This window comes from Falsigemmobacter intermedius (genome assembly GCF_004054105.1).
Classification (GTDB): Bacteria; Pseudomonadota; Alphaproteobacteria; order Rhodobacterales; family Rhodobacteraceae; genus Wagnerdoeblera; species Wagnerdoeblera intermedia.
On sequence record NZ_SBLC01000001.1, the window covers coordinates 160,985 to 183,883 of the forward strand.

General features: G+C 58.9%; 24 protein-coding genes and 5 tRNA genes. 15 read left to right on the forward strand and 14 right to left on the reverse strand.

What is annotated here, in order from left to right; genetic code table 11:
* The first annotated feature begins 21 nt into the window (after positions 1–21).
* Entirely contained in the window at positions 22–1,179 is a 1,158-nt protein-coding gene (gene hemW / locus EP867_RS00720; protein ID WP_128486300.1) for a radical SAM family heme chaperone HemW, read from the forward strand.
* Here the strand turns inward: hemW and EP867_RS00725 are convergent.
* From EP867_RS00725 to EP867_RS00755, 7 genes are all read right to left on the reverse strand, one after another.
* Positions 1,171–2,079 carry a ParB/RepB/Spo0J family partition protein gene (locus EP867_RS00725; protein WP_128486301.1) on the reverse strand — a complete coding sequence of 303 codons (909 nt, stop codon included), beginning with the start codon at positions 2,077–2,079 and terminating at the stop codon, positions 1,171–1,173. The genes hemW and EP867_RS00725 overlap by 9 nt on opposite strands.
* The gene (locus EP867_RS00730; protein ID WP_128486372.1) at positions 2,076–2,870 is read right to left on the reverse strand and encodes a ParA family protein; all 795 of its coding nucleotides are present in this window, start codon (positions 2,868–2,870) and stop codon (positions 2,076–2,078) included. Before EP867_RS00730 ends, EP867_RS00725 begins: the two co-directional genes overlap by 4 nt.
* A gap of 11 nt (positions 2,871–2,881) precedes the next feature.
* Complete coding sequence (gene rsmG, locus EP867_RS00735) at positions 2,882–3,505, reverse strand: 16S rRNA (guanine(527)-N(7))-methyltransferase RsmG (RefSeq protein WP_128486302.1); 624 nt, start codon at positions 3,503–3,505, stop codon at positions 2,882–2,884.
* Positions 3,502–5,373: a tRNA uridine-5-carboxymethylaminomethyl(34) synthesis enzyme MnmG gene (gene mnmG / locus EP867_RS00740; RefSeq protein ID WP_128486303.1), complete on the reverse strand. Its 1,872-nt coding sequence runs from the start codon at positions 5,371–5,373 to the stop codon at positions 3,502–3,504. Before mnmG ends, rsmG begins: the two co-directional genes overlap by 4 nt.
* A gap of 11 nt (positions 5,374–5,384) precedes the next feature.
* Positions 5,385–6,671 carry a tRNA uridine-5-carboxymethylaminomethyl(34) synthesis GTPase MnmE gene (gene mnmE, locus EP867_RS00745; RefSeq protein ID WP_128486304.1) on the reverse strand — a complete coding sequence of 429 codons (1,287 nt, stop codon included), beginning with the start codon at positions 6,669–6,671 and terminating at the stop codon, positions 5,385–5,387.
* Positions 6,672–6,682: 11 nt separating this feature from the next.
* Positions 6,683–7,963, reverse strand: a complete 1,281-nt coding sequence (rho, locus tag EP867_RS00750; protein ID WP_128486305.1) for a transcription termination factor Rho — start codon at positions 7,961–7,963, stop codon at positions 6,683–6,685.
* 129 nt (positions 7,964–8,092) lie between these two features.
* Positions 8,093–8,554: a CopD family protein gene (locus EP867_RS00755; protein WP_128486306.1), complete on the reverse strand. Its 462-nt coding sequence runs from the start codon at positions 8,552–8,554 to the stop codon at positions 8,093–8,095.
* 397 nt (positions 8,555–8,951) lie between these two features.
* Between EP867_RS00755 and EP867_RS00760 the strand changes: the two genes are divergently transcribed.
* From EP867_RS00760 to dnaQ, 4 genes are read left to right on the forward strand one after another with little or no spacing between them, the layout of a single operon-like run.
* Complete coding sequence (locus EP867_RS00760) at positions 8,952–9,551, forward strand: Maf family protein (RefSeq protein ID WP_128486307.1); 600 nt, start codon at positions 8,952–8,954, stop codon at positions 9,549–9,551.
* Positions 9,548–10,399: a shikimate dehydrogenase gene (locus EP867_RS00765; RefSeq protein ID WP_128486308.1), complete on the forward strand. Its 852-nt coding sequence runs from the start codon at positions 9,548–9,550 to the stop codon at positions 10,397–10,399. Before EP867_RS00760 ends, EP867_RS00765 begins: the two co-directional genes overlap by 4 nt.
* Complete coding sequence (coaE, locus tag EP867_RS00770; RefSeq protein WP_128486309.1) at positions 10,396–10,986, forward strand: dephospho-CoA kinase; 591 nt, start codon at positions 10,396–10,398, stop codon at positions 10,984–10,986. The genes EP867_RS00765 and coaE overlap by 4 nt, the downstream gene beginning before the upstream one ends.
* On the forward strand, positions 10,986–11,684 hold the full coding sequence (gene dnaQ, locus EP867_RS00775; RefSeq protein WP_128486310.1) for a DNA polymerase III subunit epsilon: 699 nt from the start codon (positions 10,986–10,988) through the stop codon (positions 11,682–11,684). Before coaE ends, dnaQ begins: the two co-directional genes overlap by 1 nt.
* Before the next feature lie 75 nt (positions 11,685–11,759).
* Here dnaQ and secB read toward each other — a convergent pair whose 3' ends face one another.
* A complete protein-coding gene (secB, locus tag EP867_RS00780) occupies positions 11,760–12,230 on the reverse strand; it encodes a protein-export chaperone SecB (RefSeq protein ID WP_128486311.1) in 471 nt (156 codons plus the stop codon).
* Between the two features lie 276 nt (positions 12,231–12,506).
* Here secB and rpsA point away from each other — a divergent pair, with 276 nt between their 5' ends.
* The 4 genes from rpsA to EP867_RS00800 all read left to right on the forward strand — a co-directional run bounded on the left by rpsA (position 12,507) and on the right by EP867_RS00800 (position 15,744).
* Positions 12,507–14,186, forward strand: a complete 1,680-nt coding sequence (gene rpsA / locus EP867_RS00785; protein WP_124963392.1) for a 30S ribosomal protein S1 — start codon at positions 12,507–12,509, stop codon at positions 14,184–14,186.
* Positions 14,187–14,380: 194 nt separating this feature from the next.
* Complete coding sequence (ihfB, locus tag EP867_RS00790) at positions 14,381–14,689, forward strand: integration host factor subunit beta (RefSeq protein WP_128486312.1); 309 nt, start codon at positions 14,381–14,383, stop codon at positions 14,687–14,689.
* On the forward strand, positions 14,682–15,041 hold the full coding sequence (locus tag EP867_RS00795; protein WP_241656774.1) for a lipopolysaccharide assembly protein LapA domain-containing protein: 360 nt from the start codon (positions 14,682–14,684) through the stop codon (positions 15,039–15,041). The genes ihfB and EP867_RS00795 overlap by 8 nt, the downstream gene beginning before the upstream one ends.
* 1 nt (position 15,042) lies before the next feature.
* Positions 15,043–15,744 carry a phosphoribosylanthranilate isomerase gene (locus EP867_RS00800; protein WP_128486313.1) on the forward strand — a complete coding sequence of 234 codons (702 nt, stop codon included), beginning with the start codon at positions 15,043–15,045 and terminating at the stop codon, positions 15,742–15,744.
* Between the two features lie 3 nt (positions 15,745–15,747).
* On the opposite strand, the gene yidD is transcribed toward EP867_RS00800, so the two are convergent.
* The 3 genes from yidD to rpmH form a co-directional block, all read right to left on the reverse strand.
* Positions 15,748–16,005 carry a membrane protein insertion efficiency factor YidD gene (yidD, locus tag EP867_RS00805; protein WP_128486314.1) on the reverse strand — a complete coding sequence of 86 codons (258 nt, stop codon included), beginning with the start codon at positions 16,003–16,005 and terminating at the stop codon, positions 15,748–15,750.
* Positions 16,002–16,370 (reverse strand): ribonuclease P protein component, encoded by a 369-nt coding sequence (rnpA, locus tag EP867_RS00810; RefSeq protein WP_128486315.1) that lies wholly within the window; start codon positions 16,368–16,370, stop codon positions 16,002–16,004. The genes yidD and rnpA overlap by 4 nt, the downstream gene beginning before the upstream one ends.
* 113 nt (positions 16,371–16,483) lie before the next feature.
* Positions 16,484–16,618, reverse strand: coding sequence for a 50S ribosomal protein L34 (rpmH, locus tag EP867_RS00815; RefSeq protein ID WP_124963387.1), 135 nt, complete (start codon positions 16,616–16,618; stop codon positions 16,484–16,486).
* Positions 16,619–16,847: 229 nt separating this feature from the next.
* Between rpmH and EP867_RS00820 the strand changes: the two genes are divergently transcribed.
* The 4 genes from EP867_RS00820 (at position 16,848) to EP867_RS00835 (ending at position 18,804) form a co-directional block, all read left to right on the forward strand.
* Positions 16,848–18,233 (forward strand): sensor histidine kinase, encoded by a 1,386-nt coding sequence (locus EP867_RS00820; RefSeq protein ID WP_128486316.1) that lies wholly within the window; start codon positions 16,848–16,850, stop codon positions 18,231–18,233.
* A gap of 74 nt (positions 18,234–18,307) precedes the next feature.
* Positions 18,308–18,384 (forward strand) — tRNA-Arg (locus EP867_RS00825).
* A 133-nt stretch (positions 18,385–18,517) separates the two neighbouring features.
* A tRNA-Arg gene (locus EP867_RS00830) sits at positions 18,518–18,594 on the forward strand.
* Between the two features lie 133 nt (positions 18,595–18,727).
* Positions 18,728–18,804 (forward strand) — tRNA-Arg (locus tag EP867_RS00835).
* Between the two features lie 46 nt (positions 18,805–18,850).
* Here the strand turns inward: EP867_RS00835 and EP867_RS00840 are convergent.
* From EP867_RS00840 to EP867_RS00850, 3 genes are all read right to left on the reverse strand, one after another.
* On the reverse strand, positions 18,851–19,477 hold the full coding sequence (locus EP867_RS00840) for a thermonuclease family protein (protein ID WP_206616298.1): 627 nt from the start codon (positions 19,475–19,477) through the stop codon (positions 18,851–18,853).
* A gap of 765 nt (positions 19,478–20,242) precedes the next feature.
* Positions 20,243–20,318, reverse strand: a tRNA-Lys gene (locus tag EP867_RS00845).
* 147 nt (positions 20,319–20,465) lie between these two features.
* Positions 20,466–20,541 (reverse strand) — tRNA-Lys (locus EP867_RS00850).
* Positions 20,542–20,626: 85 nt separating this feature from the next.
* Between EP867_RS00850 and dapF the strand changes: the two genes are divergently transcribed.
* Positions 20,627–21,478 carry a diaminopimelate epimerase gene (dapF, locus tag EP867_RS00855; protein WP_241656775.1) on the forward strand — a complete coding sequence of 284 codons (852 nt, stop codon included), beginning with the start codon at positions 20,627–20,629 and terminating at the stop codon, positions 21,476–21,478.
* A complete protein-coding gene (mtaB, locus tag EP867_RS00860) occupies positions 21,475–22,743 on the forward strand; it encodes a tRNA (N(6)-L-threonylcarbamoyladenosine(37)-C(2))-methylthiotransferase MtaB (protein WP_128486317.1) in 1,269 nt (422 codons plus the stop codon). The genes dapF and mtaB overlap by 4 nt, the downstream gene beginning before the upstream one ends.
* Positions 22,744–22,899: the final 156 nt, after the last annotated feature.

Below are 22,899 nucleotides of genomic sequence, written 5' to 3' on the forward strand. Positions count from 1 at the left end.
ACAACTGAACTGAGGTGACTTATGGCCTTTGGCCTCTATATCCACTGGCCCTATTGTCAGACCAAGTGCCCCTATTGCGATTTTAACTCGCATGTGGCGACGCATATTGACCAGAAGCGCTGGATTTCGGCTTATCAACAAGAAATCCAGCGTCTCGCGGCAGAATGCCCGGACGAAATTCTGGAAACCATCTTCATTGGCGGTGGGACACCGTCATTGATGGATCCCGAAGTTGTTCACGCCATTATCGAAAGCGCACGTAAGGCCTGGCGCTGGAGCAATGATGTTGAGATCACCATGGAAGCCAACCCCGGCTCGGTCGAAGCGGGTCGCTTTGCGGGCTATCGGGCTGCCGGCGTAAATCGTGTTTCCTTGGGGATTCAAGCCCTTAACGATGGCGATCTTAAACTTCTGGGCCGAATGCACAGCGCGGATGAAGCGCGCAAAGCCATTGGTATCGCGCATTCAACTTTTGATCGGGTCAATATCGATCTAATCTATGCGCGGCAGAACCAGACGCTGGAACAATGGCGCAGCGAACTCGACGAAGCACTGAGCCTCGGAACCAGACATCTTTCCCTCTACCAGCTGACAATTGAAGATGGGACTGTCTTCGGTCGCCGCTTTGCCGCGGGCCAATTGCGTGGCCTGCCCGATGAGGACCGCGCCGTTGATATGTTCATGTCCACTCAGGAGGTCTGCGACCGCGCCGGCCTGTTGGCATATGAGGTTTCAAACCACGCCGTGCCTGGAGAGGAGTCCCGTCACAATCGTCTTTACTGGCAAGGCGGCCGTTACGCCGGCATAGGACCTGGCGCACATGGCAGAATCGGACGGGGCGATCAGCGCCGCGCGACTGAGGCGATCCGCGAACCCACACTCTGGCTGAGTGCGGTTGAGCGCAAAGGCAGCGGTGATCTTCTCAGCACGCCCTTGTCCGCGATGGATCGTGCGGAAGAACTTCTGATGATGGGGCTGCGCGTTCGTGAAGGCCTGAGCTGGGAGCTTCTTTCTGCAGAAGGGATTGCGCGCGGCCCCTGGCCGAAACTCGACCTGATGATCGAAGAAAAATTCGTTATCGCAGATGGCGAAGGTATCCGCACCACCCTCGAGGGTCGCCTGCTCCTCAACACATTGGTTGCAGAGCTGGCGACAGATGTTCCGCTGATTTCAGTGTAATTTTTCGGCCGGTATTTGCGACAGAAGTCCGCAAAGCCGGTCGAGCTCTTCCAGCGAGTTATAAGCGATCGTTACGGTTCCCGCACCCGTATTGGGCTCATGGCGAATCCGAACGGCCATTCCGAGATTTCCTGAAATATCAGCCTCAAGTGCGACGGTGTCATCATCGCGGGCATCCGAACGAACGGCATATTTCCGCGCCTGACCTGTGCCGGTTTTTCCTTCCCGAACAAGACGTTCGACCTCCCGAACGCTCATTCCCTTATCGACAATCCGGCGTGCCATCGTCGACGCGTTCTCCAGGGCCACAAGCGCACGCGCATGGCCCGAAGAAAGAGACCCGTTCTCGATCAGCTCAACCACATCGTCAGGCAGGCTCAGAAGCCGCAAGGAGTTGGCGATATAACTGCGGCTCTTGCCAAGGCTCTCGGCAACTTTTTCCTGCGTGTGACCGAAGCGATCGATCAGTTGCTTATAGGCCTGCGCCTCTTCCACCGCGCTGAGATCAGCACGTTGAATGTTCTCAATGATAGCCACTTCGAGAACTTCAGTGTCCGAATAATCGCGAACAATAACCGGAAGCGTATGCAGCCGCGCAAGCTGCGACGCACGCCAGCGCCGTTCACCGGCAACGATTTCAAAACTTCCGTTCACCTCACGCACAAGCAGCGGCTGAAGAACACCCTTCTCACGGATCGAGTTTGACAGGTCTTCCAATGCGTCTTTGTCAAAGATGCGACGCGGCTGATCCGGATTGGGATGGACTTTTTCGATGGGAACTTCCCGCACGCCAGGCGCATGGGCCCCACGCCCCGTCGACTGCTCCATCATGCCGACGTCAGCCATCAGGGCCGAAAGCCCGCGTCCGAGGCCACGCCGCTCTGCTCTGCGTTCACTCATCCCCGTTCTCCACGTTTTTGGCCATCGTGCCGTTCCAGAAGTTCTCTTGCAAGTGCGCGGTAGGCCAAGGCCCCCTTGGATGACGGGTCATAGTCCAGGATCGTGGTCGCGTAAGAAGGCGCTTCGCTGATGCGCACATTGCGCGGGATGACAACATTAAAGACAACTTCACCCAAAGTTGCACGCACATCCGCTTCCACATGCTGCGACAGGCGGTTTCGCATATCCGCCATCGTCAGCACCACGCCTTCAATACGCAGCGCCGGATTGGCCTTTGCGCGGATCTCCCGGATTGTCATCATGAGTTGCGACAGCCCCTCGAGCGCAAAAAACTCCGCCTGAAGGGGGACAAGCACCGAAGTCGCCGCAACCATTGCGTTCACCGTCAAAAGGTTCAGCGAGGGGGGACAATCGATCAGGACAAAGTCGAAAGCCATTTCCATCAGTGCCTTACGGCGAAGCGCCTGGCTCAGAAGAAAGCTGCGCTTTTCATGGGCATGCAGCTCAATATCAGCCGAAGCCAGATCGGTCGTCGCTGGAATTACCCAAAGCGATGAGGCTGCGGTCTTCACCTCTAGTGGCATCGGCTTTCGCCCGCTCAGCAGCAGGTCATAGCTGGAGAATCCACGCTGCTCCGGCTCGATCCCGACGCCCGTAGAGGTGTTCCCCTGCGGATCAAGATCAATGAGAAGTACGCGCTTGCCAGCCTCCGCCAGAGCCGCTCCAAGATTGATGGTCGTTGTGGTTTTTCCCACCCCACCCTTCTGGTTCGCAATCGCGATAATTCTCATTCCCGCCTCGGTTATGATCGTCTGCTTAATGCTGTCACACACAAAACGCGTGCCAGAGGTTCCGTGACACTTTGGTGGACCGCCAGGTCAAACTGCCATTTTTCCAAAGCGGCGTCGACTTCCGATTGGTAGGCTTCGCCCTTTGGAAGAACGGCCACGGCGGAAGGGGCCATATGTGGCGAAATCCAGCTAAAGAGCAGTGGTAATGCCGCCAGGGCCCGTGCCGTAACCACCTCAGCACCTAAAGGGGCAACGGTCTCAATACGGTCGCTGATGACCTTTACATTCACCGAGCAGCTTCTCGCGGCCTCGCGCAGGAAGGTCGCCTTACGCTGATCAGACTCGACCAGAATATGCTGAGCGCGCGGCTCAAACTGGGTCGAGAGGATCGCCATGATGATCCCCGGGAGCCCGCCACCGCTGCCAAAATCCGCAAATCTTTGCGTGTTTTCAGGAACATAGTCGTAGAGCTGAACCGAATCCAGAACGTGACGCTGGCGGATATCAGCAAGCGTCGATTTGGCAACGAGGTTGATCCTGGGTGACCAGCGCGCCAGCATTGCCTCGAACGTCTCGAGGCGCTCGCAGGTCTCTGCTGTTAATGATTGCCCACGTACCTTAACAGTCCAGGTCACGCAGAAGCCTCCTGCCTGCCACGCGCCAACATTTTGATCCGGATATGGATCAGTGCGATCGCTGCCGGTGTCATACCTTCAATCCGCGAGGCCTGAGCAAGGCTCTCCGGGCGCGCACGCTGCAGTTTTAGTTTCAATTCGTTGGAAAGGCCTGAAACCATCTCATAGTCGAATTCGGCCGGAATGATCTGACCTTCTTCGCGCCGCATGATTTCAACCTGGGCCCGCTGACGCTCTTCATAGGCCGCATAGAGCGATTGCGAATGCAGTTGCAGGAAATCTGCCGCCGAGATCTCTGACACTGCCGGAACAAGAGTTTCAATCTGCGACCGGGTTACATCCGGAAATGCCATGACCTCGAGGGCAGTACGGCGAACCCCGTCTTTGCTGACCGAAATTCCGACCGTCTCAAGCTCTCGCGGTGAAAAGCCCTGGTCGGACATGACCGCTTTGCCGGCCTCCAAACGCGCCATCTTTTCGGCAAAGGCCAATGCGCGGTCTTCGCCAACAAGCCCAAGTTCAATGCCAAGTGGCGTCAGGCGCTGATCCGCGTTGTCGACGCGCAGCGTGAGGCGATACTCGGCCCTCGAAGTGAACATACGGTAGGGTTCTGTCACGCCGCGGGTAACCAGGTCATCAACCATCACACCGATATAGCTGTCAGAGCGTTGCAGAACGATTTCGCCTTCGCCACGCGCATAGCGAACGGCGTTCATTCCGGCCAGGATGCCCTGAGCCGCCGCCTCCTCATAGCCGGTCGTCCCATTGATCTGCCCGGCAAAGAACAGTCCCTTGAGCGCGTTAACCTGGAGACCGCGGCTCAGACCGCAGGGATCAAAGTAATCATATTCAATGGCATAGCCAGCCTGAAGGATCTGAACCTCTTCCAGGCCAGCGATCGAACGAACGTAAGCTTCCTGCACGTGTGCCGGAAGCGAGGTCGAGATTCCGTTCGGATAGACCGTATGATCGTTGAGGCCCTCCGGCTCCAGGAAGACCTGGTGGCTGTCCTTTTCAGAAAAGCGAACAATCTTGTCTTCAATCGAAGGGCAATAGCGCGGACCAACCCCCTCAATATGCCCGCCATACATTGCGGACAGCGAGAGGTTATCGCGCACGATCTGGTGCGTGCGTTCATTGGTATGGGTGATACCACAGGCGATCTGACGGACCTGCGGACGGTCATTCAGGAAAGAGAGCATCATCGGCTCTTCATCCCCCTCCTGCACTTCCAGTTTGTCCCAGGCAATGGTGCGTCCATCCAGGCGCGGCGGCGTACCGGTCTTCAGGCGCCCGCGACCAGGTGCAATTTCGCGCAGCATCGCGGCCAGACACTCAGACGCCGGATCGCCGACACGACCGCCGGTGGACCGCTCCGGCCCGACATGGATCACACCATTCAGGAAGGTGCCCGAGGTCAGAATAACCGCCCTTGCCTGAAGGAAGCTGCCATCAGCAAGCTCAACACCAGTAATCCGATCCCCCTCAATCCCGAAGCTGACCGCCTCACCCTCAATAATATCAAGGCCTTGGCGCTGGCTGAGAAGGGTTTGAACGGCCTCGCGATAAAGCGCACGATCTGCCTGAATACGCGGCCCCTGAACGGCAGGGCCTTTTCGGCGATTGAGCAGACGATACTGAATACCAGCCATATCCCCGGCACGGGCCATGATGCCGTCAAAGGCATCGACTTCGCGCACCAAATGGCCTTTACCAAGCCCGCCGATCGCCGGGTTGCAGGACATAACGCCGATGCCATCCCGTTTCAGCGAAATCAGAGCCGTAGCAGCGCCCATGCGCGCAGAAGCATCCGCAGCTTCAACACCGGCATGCCCGCCGCCGACCACGACAACATCATAGTGTTTCATGTGAAACAATCCTACTTCCCGATGCAAAAGGACGAGAATATCTCACCCAACAGCTCTTCAACACCAATTCGCCCGACGAGATCATCCATGGCAGCAATCGCGGTCCGAAGGGCCTCGGCCGCAAGCTCCTCACTCAGGTTTCGGCTTTCTACCATTTTCAACGCGCTTTCCAAAGCCCCGATGGACCGCAGAACGGAAGCACGATGCCGCGCGCGCGTGATGGTAGCGGCAGAGGCGGAAAGCTCTGACAGGCGCGCAGTTATGCACCCGACCAGTTGCTCAACACCTTCGCCAGTCCGGCCCGAGACTGAAAAGCCCGGGCCGGGCCGAAGGTCAGACTTACCCGAGACGACAATGTCGCCCTCCTGTGGCGGCAGATCAAACTGGTCATTGTCACCACCGAGCAGGAAGACCCGCAAATCAGCAGACCTGGCGCGGTCTACGGCCCGGGCAATGCCCATGGCCTCGACCGGATCGCTGGCTTCTCTCAGTCCAGCGGTGTCCAGTAGAGTCACCGGCAGGCCCCCAAGATCCATGCGCACTTCAATAACGTCGCGGGTGGTGCCGGCGTATTCGGACGTCAGCGCCGCTTCACGACCTGCTAACCTATTGAGAAGTGTCGATTTACCGGCATTCGGCGCGCCAAGAATCGCCACTTCGAAACCATCGCGGATACGTTCCGCTGCCTTATAGCCCGCGGCTTCCTGGCGCAGTTCTTCGAGAACAGCGACGATCAGGCTCCGGACCTCAGGGCGCACGTCGACCGGAACATCCTCATCTGCAAAGTCAATCACCGCCTCAAGCAGAGCCGCCGCACGCAGGATGCGTGAGCGCCAGGTTTCCACGCGATCCCCCAGGGCGCCGGAGAAGACGCGCATCGCCTGACGACGCTGCGCTTCGGTTTCCGCCTCTATCAGATCGGCCAGACCTTCGACCTGCGCCAGGTCCATACGCCCGTTTTCAAGCGCGCGACGGGTAAACTCCCCCGCTTCAGCCAGACGCAAACCTGGCAGTTGCGCCAGGATATCCAGAACGGCACGAACGATGGCCGTGCTGCCATGCAGATGAAGCTCTACAACCTCCTCGCCGGTGAAGCTGGCCTCTGCTGTAAAACGCAGGACGAGCGCCTGGTCAACGACCTCGCCCTCGTGGCGCAGGCGCCGCAGCGCCGCAACCCTGGGGGCGGCAAAGCTTCCGACCAACGGCAAAAGCCCCTCGCATGCGAGGGGCCCTGAGATGCGGATCACGGCGACACCGGCTTTGCCCCGGGCGGTCGCCAGGGCATAGATCGTGTCCATTCCCCGGTTCCTCAGCTGTTCATCGACTCGAAGAATTCCGAGTTCGATTTGGTCTGCTTCAGTTTTGAGATCAGGAACTCGATGGCATCCGTAGTGCCCATCGGGTTCAGGATCCGGCGCAGAACATAAGTCTTTTGCAGGTTGTTGCGATCGACCAGCAGTTCCTCTTTCCGGGTGCCGGACTTCAGAATATCCATCGCCGGGAAGATGCGCTTGTCGGCAACTTTGCGGTCCAGAACGATCTCGGCGTTACCCGTGCCTTTGAACTCTTCAAAGATCACTTCGTCCATGCGCGAGCCGGTGTCGATCAGCGCGGTCGCAATGATTGTCAGCGAGCCACCCTCTTCAATGTTACGCGCTGCACCGAAGAAGCGCTTCGGGCGCTGCAGGGCATTGGCATCGACACCACCGGTAAGCACTTTACCCGAGGACGGCACCACAGTGTTGAAGGCGCGACCAAGTCTTGTAATCGAGTCGAGAAGGATCACAACATCTCGTTTATGCTCGACCAAGCGCTTGGCCTTCTCGATCACCATTTCGGCCACTGCGACGTGACGGGTTGCGGGCTCGTCGAAGGTCGAGGAGATGACCTCACCCTTCACCGATCGCTGCATATCCGTCACCTCTTCCGGGCGCTCATCGATCAGCAGAACGATCAGATAGCACTCGGGGTGGTTCACCTCGATCGACCTAGCAATGTTCTGTAACAGAACGGTTTTACCGGTCCGCGGCGGTGCCACGATCAGAGCGCGCTGGCCCTTCCCGATGGGAGCCACCAGGTCAATGATACGGGCCGAGCGGTCTTTGATGGTCGGATCTTCGATCTCCATCTTCAGGCGCGCATCGGGATAAAGCGGGGTCAGGTTGTCGAAGTGAACCTTGTGACGCGCCTTTTCAGGGTCATCAAAGTTGATCTTCGTCACCTTGGTCAGGCTGAAATAGCGCTCATTCTCGCGCGGCGCTTGGATCACGCCCTCGATCGAGTCGCCCGTGCGCAGCGACCACTGACGGATCATTTCCGGGCTGACATAGATGTCATCCGGACCTGGCAGGTAGTTGGCCTCCGGGCTGCGCAGGAAGCCAAAACCGTCCTGGAGAACCTCCAGGACGCCATCGCCGCCGATCTCAAAGCCCTCTTCCGCATGTTCCTTCAGGATCTGGAACATCATCTCGCCCTTACGCATGGACGAGGCGTTCTCAATCTCCCATTCCTCAGCCATGGCCAGCAGATCTGCCGGGGTCTTGGCTTTCAGGTCCGAGAGTTTCAGCTGTTCCAGGACGTCCTGGCTCATGGGCAGGCCTCAAATACACAGGGGCCACGCCAGGGCGCGGCCAGGAGGGTCAGAAATGGGAATTGGCCTGGCCGGACGGCCGCCAAACCCGCTGATAGCCTGGTCAGACCTGGCGAGTCAACGTAAGCCTCAGAATTTCACGATCACAGAGGCGACAATCAGCACCATCAGAAGGGTCGGAACCTCGTTCATCAGCCGGTAAGTCCGTCCTGGCCGCCGGTTCTGACCCAGGGCAAACTCTTTGCGCCGCGCCGACAGCCAGTGATGAAACCACGTCATCCCCAGGACGGAGGCGGCTTTCGTCCAGGGCCAGGCCATTGACCAGTCAATAATACCTGGTGTGAAGACCAGGCAAAGCCCGAAGAGCCAGGTCGCGATCATCGCGGGATTCATAATTCCACGAAGAAGCTTGCGTTCCATGGTGCGAAACATCTCTTCGGCCTCAGGAATGCCCTGAGAGACCCGCTCAGCGTGATAGACGTAGAGTCTCGGCAGATAAAAGATCCCTGCCATCCAGGAGATCACAGAGATGACATGCAGCGTTTTGGTCCAGGGGTAGAGGTCTGAAAGCAGCGCAGCCAGCCAGGTCATCCGTCTTCTTCTTTATAATAAGAAATAAGAATTAAAGATGTAGTAGATAGTAGGGGCGGTGGAAAACAGGAAAACACAAATTACCAGGTTTCTTTCCCACAGGCCTGGCCAGCTGTGGAAAAACCTGGTAGGGATTCACAGAATCAGTCCGTCCGGAAAAAATTCCGTCGGAATCTCAGTGTATTAGACAACCGCGGGTCTGCGCCAGGCCTGTGGACATGTTTATGGAAACTTTCTCTTCGCCAGGGTTTTCAACCTGGGCGCTGAGAAGTTATCCGGCTGTGGATTTTCGGGCGTCAGACTTGACACTTATCCCGCAGTATCGCCCATTCCCGCAGGCAGCGCCAGGTTCCGCGAACTTATGGGGCGAAAATAACCGGGGTTTTCCACAGGTTTTATGATGACAGAGCTGATCCTTGCTTCCGCCTCGGCGATCCGGGCTGAACTGCTGGCACGGGCGGGTGTTGAGGTGGCGCTTCACCCTGCCCGCATCGATGAAGAGGCCATCCGGACGGCCCTCGAGGCCGAAGGGGCCACGCCGCGCGACCAGGCCGATGCTCTGGCTGAGATGAAGGCGCGCAAAGTCGCGGGCCGCTTTCCTGGCGCGGTGGTCATCGGCTGTGATCAGGTGCTGGACTTCAAAGGCCAGGTCTTTGCAAAACCTGGCGACCTCCAGGCCGCTCGCGGGCAGTTGCAGATGCTGCGGGGACAGACTCACAAACTTCTCTCAGCGGTGGTAGTCTATGAAGGAGAAAAGCCGGTCTGGCGGCATGTGGGAGAGGTGCGTCTGACGATGCGTGAATTCTCGGATGACTATCTGGAGGCTTACCTCTCGCGGAACGGCACCTCTGTGCTCGACAGTGTTGGGGGCTATAAGCTTGAAGAAGAGGGTGTGCGGCTCTTTTCAGCGGTACAGGGCGACTACTTTACCGTCCTCGGATTGCCGCTCGTCGCACTTCTTGGCTACCTGGCTCAACGCGGAATGATTGCAGCATGACCACTCAGACCCCTGCCCCGTCTCAGATTCCGCTCGCTGGTGTGATCGGGCATCCGATCGCGCATTCTCGCTCACCGGCTTTGCATGGATTCTGGCTGAAGCGCTATGGGATCGCCGGGCATTATGTCCCGCTGGATATCGCCCCGCAGGACTTTGCCGCGGCCTTGCAGATGATGCCGAAGTTGGGCTTTGTCGGCTGCAATGTGACCATTCCGCATAAAGAGGCGCTGCTCTCGGTCGCGGATATCGTCACGGATCGCGCGGCGCTGATCGGGGCGGCAAATACGGTTATTTTCCGAAAAGACGGGAAAATTCAGGCAGATAACACTGATGGTATCGGTTTTCTGAACAATCTTCGCCAGGAAGCGCCAGGTTGGAACGCGGCGCTTGGGGCGGCGGCTGTCTTTGGCGCCGGGGGCGCTGCGCGTGCCGTTATCTCGGCGCTTCTTGAGGCAGGGGCACCGGAGGTTCGGGTGGCAAACCGCACCAGAACCCGCGCTGACATCCTGCGTCATGATTTCGGCAGCCGGGTTGTCGTGGTGGACTGGAACGCCGGCGGCGAGATGATCGAAGACGCCGCAACGGTTGTGAACACCACGTCTCTCGGGATGGTTGGGAAGTCCGATTTTAAGACGCCGCTGCACCGGATCAATCCCGCAGCCCTGGTCACCGATATCGTCTATACCCCGCTTGAGACGCCCTTCCTGCAGGCCGCAGCCCAGGCCGGTTGCCGGACGGTTGATGGCCTGGGGATGCTGCTGCATCAGGCGGTTCCCGGCTTTGAGCGCTGGTTTGGCCTGCGGCCGAGCGTGGATACGGAAACCCGGCAGGCAGTGCTTTCTGCATGAAACGCTATATTCTGGGCCTGACAGGTGGCATCGGGATGGGGAAATCGACCACCGCTGCGATGTTTCGCGCGGCAGGTCTGCCGGTCTGGGATGCCGATGCCGCCGTTCACCGTCTTTACGAACCTGGCGGGGCAGCGGTTGCGCCGATGGCGGAACTGCTGCCGGAGGCTTTGGTCAACGGCGGTATTGATCGCCCTGTGCTGAAAGCCGCCATCGCCCGCGAACCTGGCGTCCTGAGGCAGATTGAGGCGATTGTGCATCCTTTGGTGGCCAAAGATCGCCAGGTTTTTCTGAATACGACCGATGCCCCGATCCTCGTCCTGGATATTCCCCTGCTCTTTGAAGGATCTTCGCAGCATCTCTGCGACGGTATCGCCGTGGTCTCTGTCCCGCCTGAGGTTCAAAGAGCGCGGGTGCTGGCGCGGGGCACCATGAGCGAGGCGGATTTTGAACGCATCCTGGGCCTGCAAATGCCGGACGCCGAAAAACGTGAACGCGCGACCTGGGTGATTGAGACGATGAGCCTTGATATGGCGCAGGCGAAAGTGGATCAGATCCTTTCAGAAATTCGTCAGGGCCTTGGGTAATGCGTGAGATCGTTCTTGATACTGAGACCACCGGGTTTGAGCCCTCGGAAGGGCATCGGATCGTTGAGATCGGCGCTGTTGAGCTTTTCAACCATATGCCGACCGGTCGGACCTATCACCAATATATCAACCCGCAGCGTGATATGCCCGTTGAGGCGTTCAATGTGCATGGCCTCTCAGAAGAGTTCCTGCGGGATTTTCCGGTCTTCCGTGAGGTCGGGCAGGCGTTTCTGGATTTCGTGGGCGACGCGCGGCTGATCATTCACAATGCCAAGTTCGACATTAAGTTTTTGAACTTTGAGCTGGGGAAAGCCGGGCTGACCCATCTTTGCTGGGAAAATGTCACCGACACCCTGGCCATGGCGCGCCAGAAGTTTCCCGGTTCTCCGGCAACCCTGGATGCTTTGTGCCGCCGTTTTGGTGTTGATAACTCCGCACGTGAAAAGCACGGGGCGCTTCTCGACAGTGAAATTCTCGCAGAAGTCTATCTGGAACTGATCGGCGGCCGTCAGCCGGATCTGGTACTGGCCCCGGTTGCTGAAAAGCGCAGCACGGATGCGGTGAGCCTGGATCAAAACTGGCGCGCAAGGCCCCGGTCTGTGCCGCTGCCCTCAAGGCTGAGCCCTGAAGAGGCTGCAGCTCATGAGGCTTTTGTTTCTAAAATCGGTGAAAGTTCCATCTGGAAAAAATTCGCGTAACGCGCAGAATTTCAGCCTTTTGACTTTCAGACAGCTAAAAAAGAAAGGGCGCCTTTGGCGCCCTTTCTGTCATGCTCAGGCGTTTCCTGCCTGGGCGCGACGTGCCAGTTCCTGGCGATAAAGCGCGAGGAAGTCAACCGGATCAAGGTTCAGCGGCGGGAAGCCACCGTCACGGGTGACATCCGACACGATGCGGCGCACGAAGGGGAAAACCATCCGCGGGCATTCGATCAGCAGGAAAGGATGCATCTGGTCATCCGGAACGCCTTCGATATGGAAGACGGCGCCGTATTCGATCTCCAGAAGGAACAGGTTTTCGTTGTTCACTTTGTTGATCGCGGTGACCTTGTACTTCTGGATCACCTCGAACTGGTTCTCGACCGGACGTTTTGAGGCATCAAGCGAGACCTGAACCTGGATATCCGGCTGAACATCGCCCGAGTTCGCGCCTTTGCGGGCCAGAACGTTTTCAAAGCTGAGGTCACGGACATATTGAGTGACGACATTCATCCGGACCTGCGGCGGTGCGGCGTTCTCTTCAGACATCGGGGTCTCCTCGTGAAATTCCGTTGTTAAAGTGTTAGCAGCCGATCCGACGGGCCTCAATGCCGCAGATGCAGGTTGTGAAACCCGTCACGCCTTTCGCGGCAAAGCGGTTTTCCTTGTATCTAAGGCCAAAATGCACTAGATGCGCCCCATCCCGATGGCATCAGTGGCCGGGGCCGGAATTTTCCGGACCTTTCAGCTTTGCGAACGGGGCCATGAAAGACCGGCGGAGACAACCGCCTGGCCCGTGAAACAGATTAAAAGGACTGCATACGCATGTGCGCTAAATCGACTATGGAAGAATTCGAAGCCCTTCTTAACGAGAGCTTTGAACTGGACACCCCCGAAGAGGGCACGGTTGTCAAAGGCAAGGTCATTGCTATCGAAGCTGGCCAGGCCATCATCGACGTCGGCTACAAAATGGAAGGCCGCATCGATCTTAAAGAATTCGCAAACCCGGGCGAAGCGCCTGAGGTTGCTGTTGGCGACGAAGTCGAAGTCTACCTCGACCGCGTTGAAAACGCTCGCGGCGAAGCTGTTATCTCGCGCGAAAAAGCAAAACGCGAAGCGGCCTGGGATCGTCTGGAAAAAGCTTACGCTAAAGAAGAGCGCGTCGATGGCGCCATCTTCGGCCGCGTCAAAGGCGGCTTCACTGTTGATCTGGGCGGCGCTGTTGCCTTCCTTCCGGGTTCGCAGGTTGACGTCCGTCCGGTGCGTGATGCCGGCCCGCTCATGGGTCTGAAGCAGCCGTTCCAGATCCTGAAAATGGACCGTCGTCGTGGCAACATCGTGGTGTCGCGTCGTGCGATCCTCGAAGAGTCGCGTGCAGAACAGCGTGCTGAAATCATCGGCAAACTGGCTGAAGGTCAAATCGTTGACGGCGTGGTCAAGAACATCACCGAATACGGTGCCTTCGTTGATCTCGGCGGCGTTGACGGCCTGCTGCACGTCACCGACATGGCATGGCGCCGTGTGAACCACCCGTCGGAAATCCTCGCAATCGGTGAGACCGTGAAGGTCCAGGTTGTGAAGATCAACAAAGAAACCCACCGCATCTCGCTGGGCATGAAACAGCTCCAGACCGATCCGTGGGACGTTGTTGAGAAAACCTACCCGCTGGGTTCGGTCCACAAAGGCCGCGTCACCAACATCACCGACTACGGCGCATTCGTTGAGCTGGAAGCTGGTGTTGAAGGTCTCGTTCACGTCTCGGAAATGTCCTGGACCAAAAAGAACGTGCACCCCGGCAAGATCGTTTCGACCTCGCAGGAAGTCGACGTCATGGTCCTCGAGATCGACTCGGCAAAACGCCGTGTCTCGCTCGGCCTGAAGCAGGTGATGCGCAACCCGTGGGAAGTGTTCGCTGAGAACAACCCGGCCGGCACCCAGATCGAAGGCGAAGTCAAGAACATCACCGAGTTCGGTCTGTTCGTTGGCCTCGAAGGCGATATCGACGGCATGGTCCACCTCTCGGATCTGTCGTGGGATCAGCGCGGCGAAGACGCGATTGCCAACTACCGCAAGGGCGACACCGTCCGTGCAGTGGTTTCGGAAGTCGACGTTGAGCGTGAGCGCATCTCGCTCTCGATCAAAGCTCTCGGCGAAGACACCTTCACCGATGCAGTTGACGGCGTGAAACGCGGTTCGGTCATCTCGGTTGTCGTTTCGGCGATCGAAGAAGGCGGCATCGAGGTGGAATACAACGGCGCCAAGTCGTTCATCCGCCGTTCGGACCTCGCACGTGACCGTGGCGACCAGCGCCCCGAGCGCTTCCAGGTTGGCGACACCCTGGACGTCCGCGTCACCAACATCGACCCGAAAACCCGTCGTCTGGGCCTGTCGATCAAAGCACGCGAGATCGCAGAAGAGAAAGAAGCTGTCGAGCAGTACGGTTCGTCCGATTCGGGCGCGTCGCTGGGCGACATCCTCGGTGCAGCACTGCGCGGCAACAACTGATTGCCTGACAGCGTAAGCTGAGACATGGACGGCCCTGCACCCTTCGGTGCAGGGCCGTTTTCGTTTCAGGGCAAGAAACTCTGTAAAATGCAGCAAACTCTTTACAGGTAAACAGAATTGTGCAGGCTGTAGTTCTGCCTAAGTCTTTGCCAGGCCCGGCTGAACAGGGTCCGTATATAATCCGGGGGGATTTGATGATACGCTCTGAGCTGATCCAGAAGATCGCGGACGAAAATCCGCACCTGACCCAGCGGCACGTTGAGCGCATCGTAAACACGGTTTTTGAAGAGGTCATTGCTGCACTTTCGCGGGGTGACCGGGTCGAATTACGCGGTTTCGGTGCATTCTCGGTCAAAGAACGTGACGCACGGACCGGACGTAATCCGCGTACCGGTGAGTCTGTTGAGGTTGACGAAAAGCGCGTACCCTTCTTTAAAACCGGGAAACTGTTGCGCGACCGGCTGAACGGTCATGACACCGGACCGGATGAGGATAATGATTAAATATCTCCGCTGGCTCGTCCTTGGGGTGATCGGGATTTTCCTGATCACTGTTGCTTTGGCGAACCGCGACACTGTCACCCTGAATGCCCTGCCCCATGACATTGGCCAGGTCGCCAGGTTCAATACCTCAATCGAAGTGCCGCTCTTTGTGGTGGCGTTCGGCGGCATCCTGATGGGGCTGCTGATCGGCTTTGTCTGGGAATGGCTGCGGGGCCATCGCGCCCGCGCAGAAGCTTCTGCTCGTGCCCGCGAAGTCGCCCGTCTTGAGCAGGTGGTCGCTGCCAATGCACCCCAGGCCGCGCAGAAGGACGAGGTTCTGGCGCTGCTGGAAGCCCCGCGCAGGGGGCACTGATATGCCTGTACGTTTTGTGGCGCCCGGCCAGCTGCCGGGCCAGGGCGGTGCTGTGCGCGCCAAGATCTGCGGATTGCGCAGTGCCGGCGATGTTGCGGCGGTGGCAGAAGCCGGGGCCGCTTATGCAGGCTTCGTGTTCTTTCCCAAATCCCCGCGCAATCTTTCCATAGACGAGGCTGCAGCCCTGGCCATCGAGGCTCCTGTGGGCCTTGCGAAGGTTGCGCTGGTGGTCGATGCCTCGGATGATCTGCTCGATGCCATCACCGCCCGCGTGCCGCTGGATATGATCCAGCTTCACGGCGCAGAAAGCCCCGGGCGTGTGGCAGACGTCCGCGCCCGCTACGGCCTGCCGGTGATGAAGGCCATCGGGATAGCTGAGGCCTCAGACCTTGAGGGCCTGGCGCAGTATGAAGCCGTAGCCGACCAGATTCTGGTCGACGCCAAGCCTCCGAAAAATGCGGATCTTCCGGGCGGCAACGGCCTGGCCTTTGACTGGCGCCTTTTGCAGGGGCGTCAGTGGCGCAGGCCCTGGATGCTGGCAGGCGGTCTTACCCCAAAAAATGTGGCAGAGGCTGTGCGGCTCACAGGCGCACGCCAGGTCGATGTCTCTTCCGGGGTAGAGGCGAGCCCCGGCTGCAAGGACCCTGCCCTCATAGCGGCCTTTACGGCGGCGCTGGCCCATACCGGGGCGCCAAAGCTCTGAAGCTTAATGGCGGTCGCAGCCGCAATCGTGCCGGGGATCACTTCCCGGCACCGGATCATAGCCGCTGCCCCCCCAGGGGTTGCAGCGCGCAATGCGCCAGGCCGCCATCCAGCCCCCCTTCAGCCCGCCATGCAGCTTCAAAGCCTCCAGCGCATAGGCCGAGCACGTGGGCTGAAAGCGGCAGGCATAGCCCATCCAGGGACTGAGGATCAGCCGATACCCCTTAACGGCCCAGGTCAATGCATGGGCCAGGGGGCTCATGGCTTAACAGCGCCTTCTTTCGCGGCTGGCTCTTTGGGCGTGTGAACCCTGCGGATGGCAAAAGCCAGGTCGTTCTTCAGTTCCGCAAAGTCACGCACCACGGTCGCGCCAGGACGGGCCACCATCACATAATCCCAGCCAGGTTTGCCGTCGCGCACCAGAATTTCACGGGCAAGTTCGCGCATACGCCGCCGCGCCAGGTTGCGCATGACGGAATTGCCGACCTTTTTTGAGGCGGTAAAGCCGATCCGCACCAGGTCAGAGCCATCCCCGCGCTCGCGCGCCTGAAGAAGAAAGCCCCCGGTTCCCTGACGACGGGCCTGGGCGGCCCGCAGAAAATCAGAGCGGAGTTTCAGAACATTCATCGCAAACCTGCCAGGTCTTGGAACGACAAAAAGCGCCGCATGCGGCGCCTTGCCTGCCCCCGAAGGGGCGGGTCAGTCCGGTTCGGGCCAGCAGGCCGGCCCTTACCAAGGTCTTATGCGCAAAGGCGCTTACGGCCTTTTGCACGACGTGCTGCCAGAACGCGCTGACCACCGTTGGTCGCCATACGCGAACGGAAGCCGTGGCGCCGCTTGCGGACCAGCTTCGAGGGTTGATAAGTGCGTTTCATCGCGCTCTCCATTCGGTTGACAGGAGCCCGGGTGGATTCGGAACACTGTCGTCAATAAGGCGCAGTCCATACCGGGGCCTATACCCCAAGTCAATCGCAATGGCCCTGTTTTTTCGCGGATTCCTGCCGCTAAATCTCCTTGCTCTGTTGTGGATCCGACCTATCTGCTAGGCAGTTGTTCAAACGGCCGTGATCGGATCAACCGCAGGGCCTGAGACGGACGGAGGATATGCTGAACAGCCTTTCCGGGCGGTTCCTCGGCCTGACCCTGACCTTTGTGCTCCTGGCAGAGGCGCTGATTTTTCTGCCGTCCGTCGCGGGTTTCCGCGAGGACTGGATGAAGCAGCGCCTTGATAAGGCTCAGATTGCTGCGCTTGCGCGGCTGACGACGGACGGACCGGTGGATGAAAATCTGGAAGCCGAACTGCTGGCGAATGCCGGTGTGTTCAACGTCGTTCTGCGGCGCGATGAGGCGCGGCAACTGATCCTTTCTTCCCCCATACCGGCGCCGGTTGCAGCGACCTATGACCTGCGCTTCGCGGGGGTCTGGGATCTGGTGCGCGATGCACTGGCTGCGATGCTCGGTCGCGGGAATGACGTGATCCGGATCATCGGCACGCCGTCAAATGACGCGGGCCTTCTGATCGAGGTGACGACACAAAGTGCGCCTCTGCGCGAAGCGCTGCTGGAATCAGGTCTGCGCACTCTTTTCACCTCGGCATTGATCGTCGCCGCAACGGCGCTTTTGTTGTTCATGGCGGTGCATGCGCTGATGGTGCGCCCCATTGGCCGGGTGGTCGATCATATCAAAGCCTATGCGGCCTCGCCCGAAGACGCGCATCTGGTCATCACGCCCACCTCCCGTCTGCGAGAGCTGCGGGAGGCAGAGGAGGCGCTGCAGTCCATGCAGACCCGCCTGACCGGTGCCCTGCGTCAGAAAGAGCGGCTGGCCCAGCTGGGGGCAGGGGTCGCCAAGATCAGCCATGATCTGCGCAATATCCTCGCCTCGGCACAGCTTTTCGCCGATCGCCTGGAGAGCAGCGAGGACCCCAAGGTCGCCCGCATGGCACCGAAGCTGCTGAACTCAATCTCCAGGGCGGTCACTCTGTGTGAAACCACCCTTTCCTTCGGCAAGGCGGACGAAGCAGAGCCGCGGCTTGCCCCGCTGCGGCTCCAGCCCCTTGTGGAGGAGGTGCTGAGTGGTGAGGGCCTCGACACGCCAGGTCAGGTTGCAGCTATTGTCGATCTTCCGGCGGATCTGACCATCGAAGCGGATGGCGAGCAGATTTACCGCGTCTTTGCGAACCTGATCCGCAACGCCCGTCAGGCCATTGAGGCGACCGGGCAGGGCGGTGAAATTGAAATCAGCGGTGCGGAAGATGACAGCAGCGTCTGGATCCGCGTCGGCGACACCGGTCCCGGTCTTCCGAAAAAGGCGCGTGAGAACCTGTTCGCGGCCTTTCAGGGCAGCTCCCGCAAGGGCGGAACGGGACTCGGTCTGGTGATCGCCTCAGAGCTTGTTCGCGGGCATGGCGGCAGCCTTGAGCTGTTGCGCAGCGATGCCGATGGAACAGAGTTCCTGATAACTCTGCCGGGAGTCAGGAAAATTTCGTGACCTGCTCAAAATTCTGCGCTTTCCCTCTTGCGGCCTGGTCCACTGACGGCTAGATACCGCCTCACGAAGACAGCGCGCCCGTAGCTCAGCTGGATAGAGCACCAGACTACGAATCTGGGGGTCAGAGGTTCGAATCCTTTCGGGCGCGCCACTTCTTCGGATCAAAAAGCCGCGGTTCGCCGCGGCTTTTTTGTTTTGCTCCGCAGACTTCTTATCGCAGGAATTCGCAGATCGCCCCTTGCGGTGGCTGCGTGGTCAGGTTAGAGAAGCCACACGAAGACAGCGCGCCCGTAGCTCAGCTGGATAGAGCACCAGACTACGAATCTGGGGGTCAGAGGTTCGAATCCTTTCGGGCGCGCCACTTCTTCGGATCAAAAAGCCGCGGTTCGCCGCGGCTTTTTTGTTTTGCTCCGCAGACTTCTTATCGCAGGAATTCGCAGATCGCCCCTTGCGGTGGCTGCGTGGTCAGGTTAGAGAAGCCACACGAAGACAGCGCGCCCGTAGCTCAGCTGGATAGAGCACCAGACTACGAATCTGGGGGTCAGAGGTTCGAATCCTTTCGGGCGCGCCACTTCTTCGGATCAAAAAAGCCGCGGTTCGCCGCGGCTTTTTGCATGTCAGCCCTGTGGTTCACGAACACCTTTGCGCCAGTCGGCCGGCAGGATGAATTCTCCCGCCCAGATCCCACGGCGGGCAGCTTTGGCCCGCGCCTCATGCGCGACATAATCGCGGCCGTACTGCGGAGCGGCCACCGCATGGCCTTCTTCGACCAGCCAGGCATTCAGATTGAGATCGCCCTGAAAGCAACGCCCGACGATCCGCCCATAGCGGTCGCGCCCTGTCTCTTCGCAGCGCACCGTACGGCGCTCTGTCCGGTTTTGCAGCGCAAGGGCCGCCGCCTGCCCGCAACGCCACTCCACGCCGCCTTTCCAGCAGCGCTGCGCGGATTCCGGGGCATCAATGGCATGCAGCCTGATGCGTTGCTTATGAATGTCGATGGTATCTCCGTCGATGACCGTCGCAATCCCCTGCAGGCCCGGGGCCTGTGGCTGGAGAGTGTCTGGCAGGTGTTTTTGCAGTTCCTGAGCGGCACGGCCCTTCAGGCCCTGGAAGGCCTCATCGAAATTTTTGGGCAGTTTCAGGTCGGGCAGGGCGAAAAACAGCCCCGCCATCCCGATTGCGGCCGCCCAGACAAGTGGTCCCGCCCGAAGGCGGCGGTTCAGATGACGTTTAAGCTTCTTCATGCCTCCGCTTAACGCAGGGCGAGCAAAGCTTTCCAGCCGCAGGTCTGATAATCGTTAATAAATTGCTAACAGATCTGTGACGGCCGGGTCGTGGGGAAGAGAGCTAATTGAGAAATATATTAAATTTTCTTTATATGATCATTAATAGTAGATTATGACTGTTTAATAATAACCGTCATCTATTGGTCTTAAGGGGCGCAGCCCTGACCGCTCAACTCTCAGGCTGCCTCAGAACTTAGGTAAAAAGCTGTGACTATCGCCCTCTGCCGGAGAGCCCGGATCTGATGCCCATCAGATCCGGGATGTTGATCGCACGGGTAAAGCGATGTGCGGGGCGGTGACGGACCTATTCCAGCGCGGCTGGTGTAAGTGAAGCAAGCAACATCCGGACGCGCGGCTTTGTCTTTTTGCCATGCTCTCGCGTTATTCGCCGGAAACCATTCCTCAAAGAATCTGCAGCCGTCTGGCCGACCAGTTGCCTCCCGAAAGTGAGCGACCATGAGTATCTGCACTCTGAGTGCACGGCTTATCCGATCCTTATGGGAGCGGCAGCCAGAAGGTTATATGGTCCTGCATACCCATAATTACGATATTAAGTTGTAATCATAATTAAGTTATTTTGATAAAATAAAGAATCCAGACCAGTCCCGCCGGTCTGAAGTCAATTTAATTTTTCACAGAAAATCTGCCTTAAGGGCAGGGGCACAACGCAGCGGCCCGGAAACGACAAAAGCCGCAGCAATAATGCTGCGGCTTTTTGTAAAGTGGTGAGCCCGACAGGATTCGAACCTGTGACCCACTGATTAAAAGTCAGTTGCTCTACCAACTGAGCTACGGGCCCACTTTGTAAGCGTTGATCTACAGCTTGTTACGGCTAAGGTCAAGCGCTGCTTCAACTTTTTCCCTGCGACAAACGTGCCGATCGGAAAAAAGGTTCCACGTAAAATGACAAAAGCCGCAGCAAAAATGCTGCGGCTTTTTGTATAAGTGGTGAGCCCGACAGGATTCGAACCTGTGACCCACTGATTAAAAGTCAGTTGCTCTACCAACTGAGCTACGGGCCCACCGTTTCGGTGAGGGGTGATCTATAGTCGGGGTCGGGTGCGGTCAACCCGCAAAAAGGAAAATTCCTTCCTACTGGTGAAAAAAATGCGATGGCCCTATATGCGCCCCATGGAAAACAGCGCACCCGCCCCCTTCACCTTTATGAAGATGCACGGACTCGGCAACGATTTCGTGGTGATTGACCGCCGTCAGGGCGGCCCTGAACTGACGACCGCCCTCGTTCGGGCGATCGGTGATCGTCACACCGGTGTGGGCTTTGACCAGCTGGCCACCATCGATCCCGATGAGGAGGCTCTCGCGCGACTGACCTTCTGGAACTCTGACGGCTCTCTCTCCGGCGCCTGTGGCAATGCCACACGCTGCATCGCGCGCCATCTCATCAATGAGACCGGGCTTAAAAGCTTCAACCTGCGGACCGAGCGCGGTTTTCTCGCCTGCGAAGACGCGGGCGACGGTCTGACGCGGGTGAATATGGGGGCGCCCCTGACCGAGTGGCAGGATATCCCCCTCAGCCATGCCATGGAGACCCTTCACCTCGACATCCCCGGTGACCCGGTCGCCACCGGCATGGGCAACCCGCATCTGACCTTCTTTGTTGACGATGCAGAAACCGTTGATCTTGCAGGTCTTGGAGCAAAGTTCGAACATCACCCCTTCTACCCGCAGCGCACCAATGTTGAGTTCGTTCAGGTCCTCGGCCCCAATGCCATCCGCCTGAAGATCTGGGAGCGCGGCGCGGGCATCACGCTTGCCTCGGGCACCTGCTCCTGTGCAGCGGCTGTGGCTGCGGCACGACGTGGCCTTACAGAGCGGCGCGTAACCGTTTATGTCGATGGCGGTCAGATCGGCATCGACTGGCGCGACGACGGGGTCTGGATGACGGCCCCCACGGCACATGTCTTTACCGCAACCTTTACTCCGGACTTTCTGTCATGAGCGTTCCTGTCTTTCATACCCTCGGCTGCCGGCTGAATGCCTATGAGTCTGAGGCCATGAAAGAACTGGCCGAACAGGCCGGGGTCAAAGGCGCGCATGTCGTCAATACCTGCGCCGTGACCGCAGAAGCCGTGCGCAAAGCCCGCCAGGAAATCCGCCGCATCCGTCGCGAAAACCCCGACGCGCCCATCATCGTCACCGGCTGTGCCGCCCAGACAGAGCCTGAGACCTTCGCCAATATGCCCGAGGTCACCCGCGTCATCGGCAATACCGAGAAGATGCAGGCCTCGACCTGGAACGCCATGGTCCCCGATCTCATCGGCGAGACCGAGCGGGTGCAGGTCGACGATATCATGTCGGTCAAAGAAACGGCAGGCCATCTCATTGACGGCTTCGGCCGACACCGCGCCTATGTCCAGGTGCAGAACGGCTGCGATCACCGCTGCACCTTCTGCATCATCCCCTTCGGTCGCGGTAACTCCCGTTCGGTCCCGGCAGGGGTGGTCATCGACCAGATCAAACGCCTGGTGGACCGTGGATTCCTTGAGGTGGTGCTGACCGGCGTCGATCTCACCTCCTGGGGTGCCGATCTGCCCGGAGAGCCGCGCCTCGGCGATCTGGTCATGCGCATTCTGAAACTCATCCCCGATCTGCCGCGTCTGCGGATCTCCTCGATCGACTCGATCGAGGCCGATGAGAACCTCATGCAGGCCATCGCCACTGAGCCGCGCCTGATGCCGCATCTGCATCTCTCGCTTCAGCATGGCGACAATATGATCCTCAAGCGGATGAAGCGTCGCCATCTGCGCGACGATGCGATCCGTTTTTGCGAAGAGGCGCGCTCGCTGCGCCCGGATATCGTCTTCGGCGCGGATATCATCGCAGGCTTCCCGACCGAGACCGAAGAGATGTTTGACAACTCTCTGCGCCTCGTCGATGACTGCGGTCTGACCTTCCTGCATGTCTTCCCCTACAGCCCGCGCAAAGGCACGCCCGCCGCGCGGATGCCCCAGGTCAAAGGCCCCTTCATCAAGGACCGCGCCGCCCGCCTGCGCGCCAAAGGTGACCAGGCCCTTGAAGCGCATCTTGCGTCGCAACAGGGTGTTATCCACCAGATCCTGATGGAATCCGCACAGCTTGGCCGCACGGGCCAGTTCACGGAAGTCAACTTCAGCATGCCGCAACCCGAGGGGCAGATCGTGACCGCGAAGATTACCGGACGCGCCGGCTCTGCCCTCACGGCCGATCAGGCTTTGGCTTTTTAAAATACTCTGCGGGGGTCCGGGGGCGCAAAGCCCCCGGGGCTTCAAACTAAAACAGGGCCTCTCCCCTGTTTCCCTTGCAATTAAGCCATTCCGCCGCTATATCCTCTTCAACAGCGGCGTCGTCGGGGTCCAAACCTGATGACCCACCGGAATATG

Excerpts from the sequence above, each read along its gene's own strand:
- EP867_RS00725 (WP_128486301.1), bottom strand. The coding sequence starts at position 2,079 with ATGAGTGAACGCAGAGCAGAGCGGCGTGGCCTCGGACGCGGGCTTTCG.
- dnaQ (WP_128486310.1), top strand. The coding sequence starts at position 10,986 with ATGCGTGAGATCGTTCTTGATACTGAGACCACCGGGTTTGAGCCCTCG.
- EP867_RS00755 (WP_128486306.1), bottom strand. The coding sequence starts at position 8,554 with ATGACCTGGCTGGCTGCGCTGCTTTCAGACCTCTACCCCTGGACCAAA.
- coaE (WP_128486309.1), top strand. The coding sequence starts at position 10,396 with ATGAAACGCTATATTCTGGGCCTGACAGGTGGCATCGGGATGGGGAAA.
- EP867_RS00840 (WP_206616298.1), bottom strand. The coding sequence starts at position 19,477 with ATGAAGAAGCTTAAACGTCATCTGAACCGCCGCCTTCGGGCGGGACCA.
- mnmG (WP_128486303.1), bottom strand. The coding sequence starts at position 5,373 with ATGAAACACTATGATGTTGTCGTGGTCGGCGGCGGGCATGCCGGTGTT.
- EP867_RS00795 (WP_241656774.1), top strand. The coding sequence starts at position 14,682 with ATGATTAAATATCTCCGCTGGCTCGTCCTTGGGGTGATCGGGATTTTC.
- secB (WP_128486311.1), bottom strand. The coding sequence starts at position 12,230 with ATGTCTGAAGAGAACGCCGCACCGCCGCAGGTCCGGATGAATGTCGTC.
- EP867_RS00730 (WP_128486372.1), bottom strand. The coding sequence starts at position 2,870 with ATGAGAATTATCGCGATTGCGAACCAGAAGGGTGGGGTGGGAAAAACC.
- EP867_RS00820 (WP_128486316.1), top strand. The coding sequence starts at position 16,848 with ATGCTGAACAGCCTTTCCGGGCGGTTCCTCGGCCTGACCCTGACCTTT.
- EP867_RS00800 (WP_128486313.1), top strand. The coding sequence starts at position 15,043 with ATGCCTGTACGTTTTGTGGCGCCCGGCCAGCTGCCGGGCCAGGGCGGT.
- rpsA (WP_124963392.1), top strand. The coding sequence starts at position 12,507 with ATGTGCGCTAAATCGACTATGGAAGAATTCGAAGCCCTTCTTAACGAG.
- mtaB (WP_128486317.1), top strand. The coding sequence starts at position 21,475 with ATGAGCGTTCCTGTCTTTCATACCCTCGGCTGCCGGCTGAATGCCTAT.
- ihfB (WP_128486312.1), top strand. The coding sequence starts at position 14,381 with ATGATACGCTCTGAGCTGATCCAGAAGATCGCGGACGAAAATCCGCAC.
- mnmE (WP_128486304.1), bottom strand. The coding sequence starts at position 6,671 with ATGGACACGATCTATGCCCTGGCGACCGCCCGGGGCAAAGCCGGTGTC.
- rnpA (WP_128486315.1), bottom strand. The coding sequence starts at position 16,370 with ATGAATGTTCTGAAACTCCGCTCTGATTTTCTGCGGGCCGCCCAGGCC.
- dapF (WP_241656775.1), top strand. The coding sequence starts at position 20,627 with ATGCGATGGCCCTATATGCGCCCCATGGAAAACAGCGCACCCGCCCCC.
- yidD (WP_128486314.1), bottom strand. The coding sequence starts at position 16,005 with ATGAGCCCCCTGGCCCATGCATTGACCTGGGCCGTTAAGGGGTATCGG.
- EP867_RS00760 (WP_128486307.1), top strand. The coding sequence starts at position 8,952 with ATGATGACAGAGCTGATCCTTGCTTCCGCCTCGGCGATCCGGGCTGAA.
- hemW (WP_128486300.1), top strand. The coding sequence starts at position 22 with ATGGCCTTTGGCCTCTATATCCACTGGCCCTATTGTCAGACCAAGTGC.
- rho (WP_128486305.1), bottom strand. The coding sequence starts at position 7,963 with ATGAGCCAGGACGTCCTGGAACAGCTGAAACTCTCGGACCTGAAAGCC.
- rpmH (WP_124963387.1), bottom strand. The coding sequence starts at position 16,618 with ATGAAACGCACTTATCAACCCTCGAAGCTGGTCCGCAAGCGGCGCCAC.
- EP867_RS00765 (WP_128486308.1), top strand. The coding sequence starts at position 9,548 with ATGACCACTCAGACCCCTGCCCCGTCTCAGATTCCGCTCGCTGGTGTG.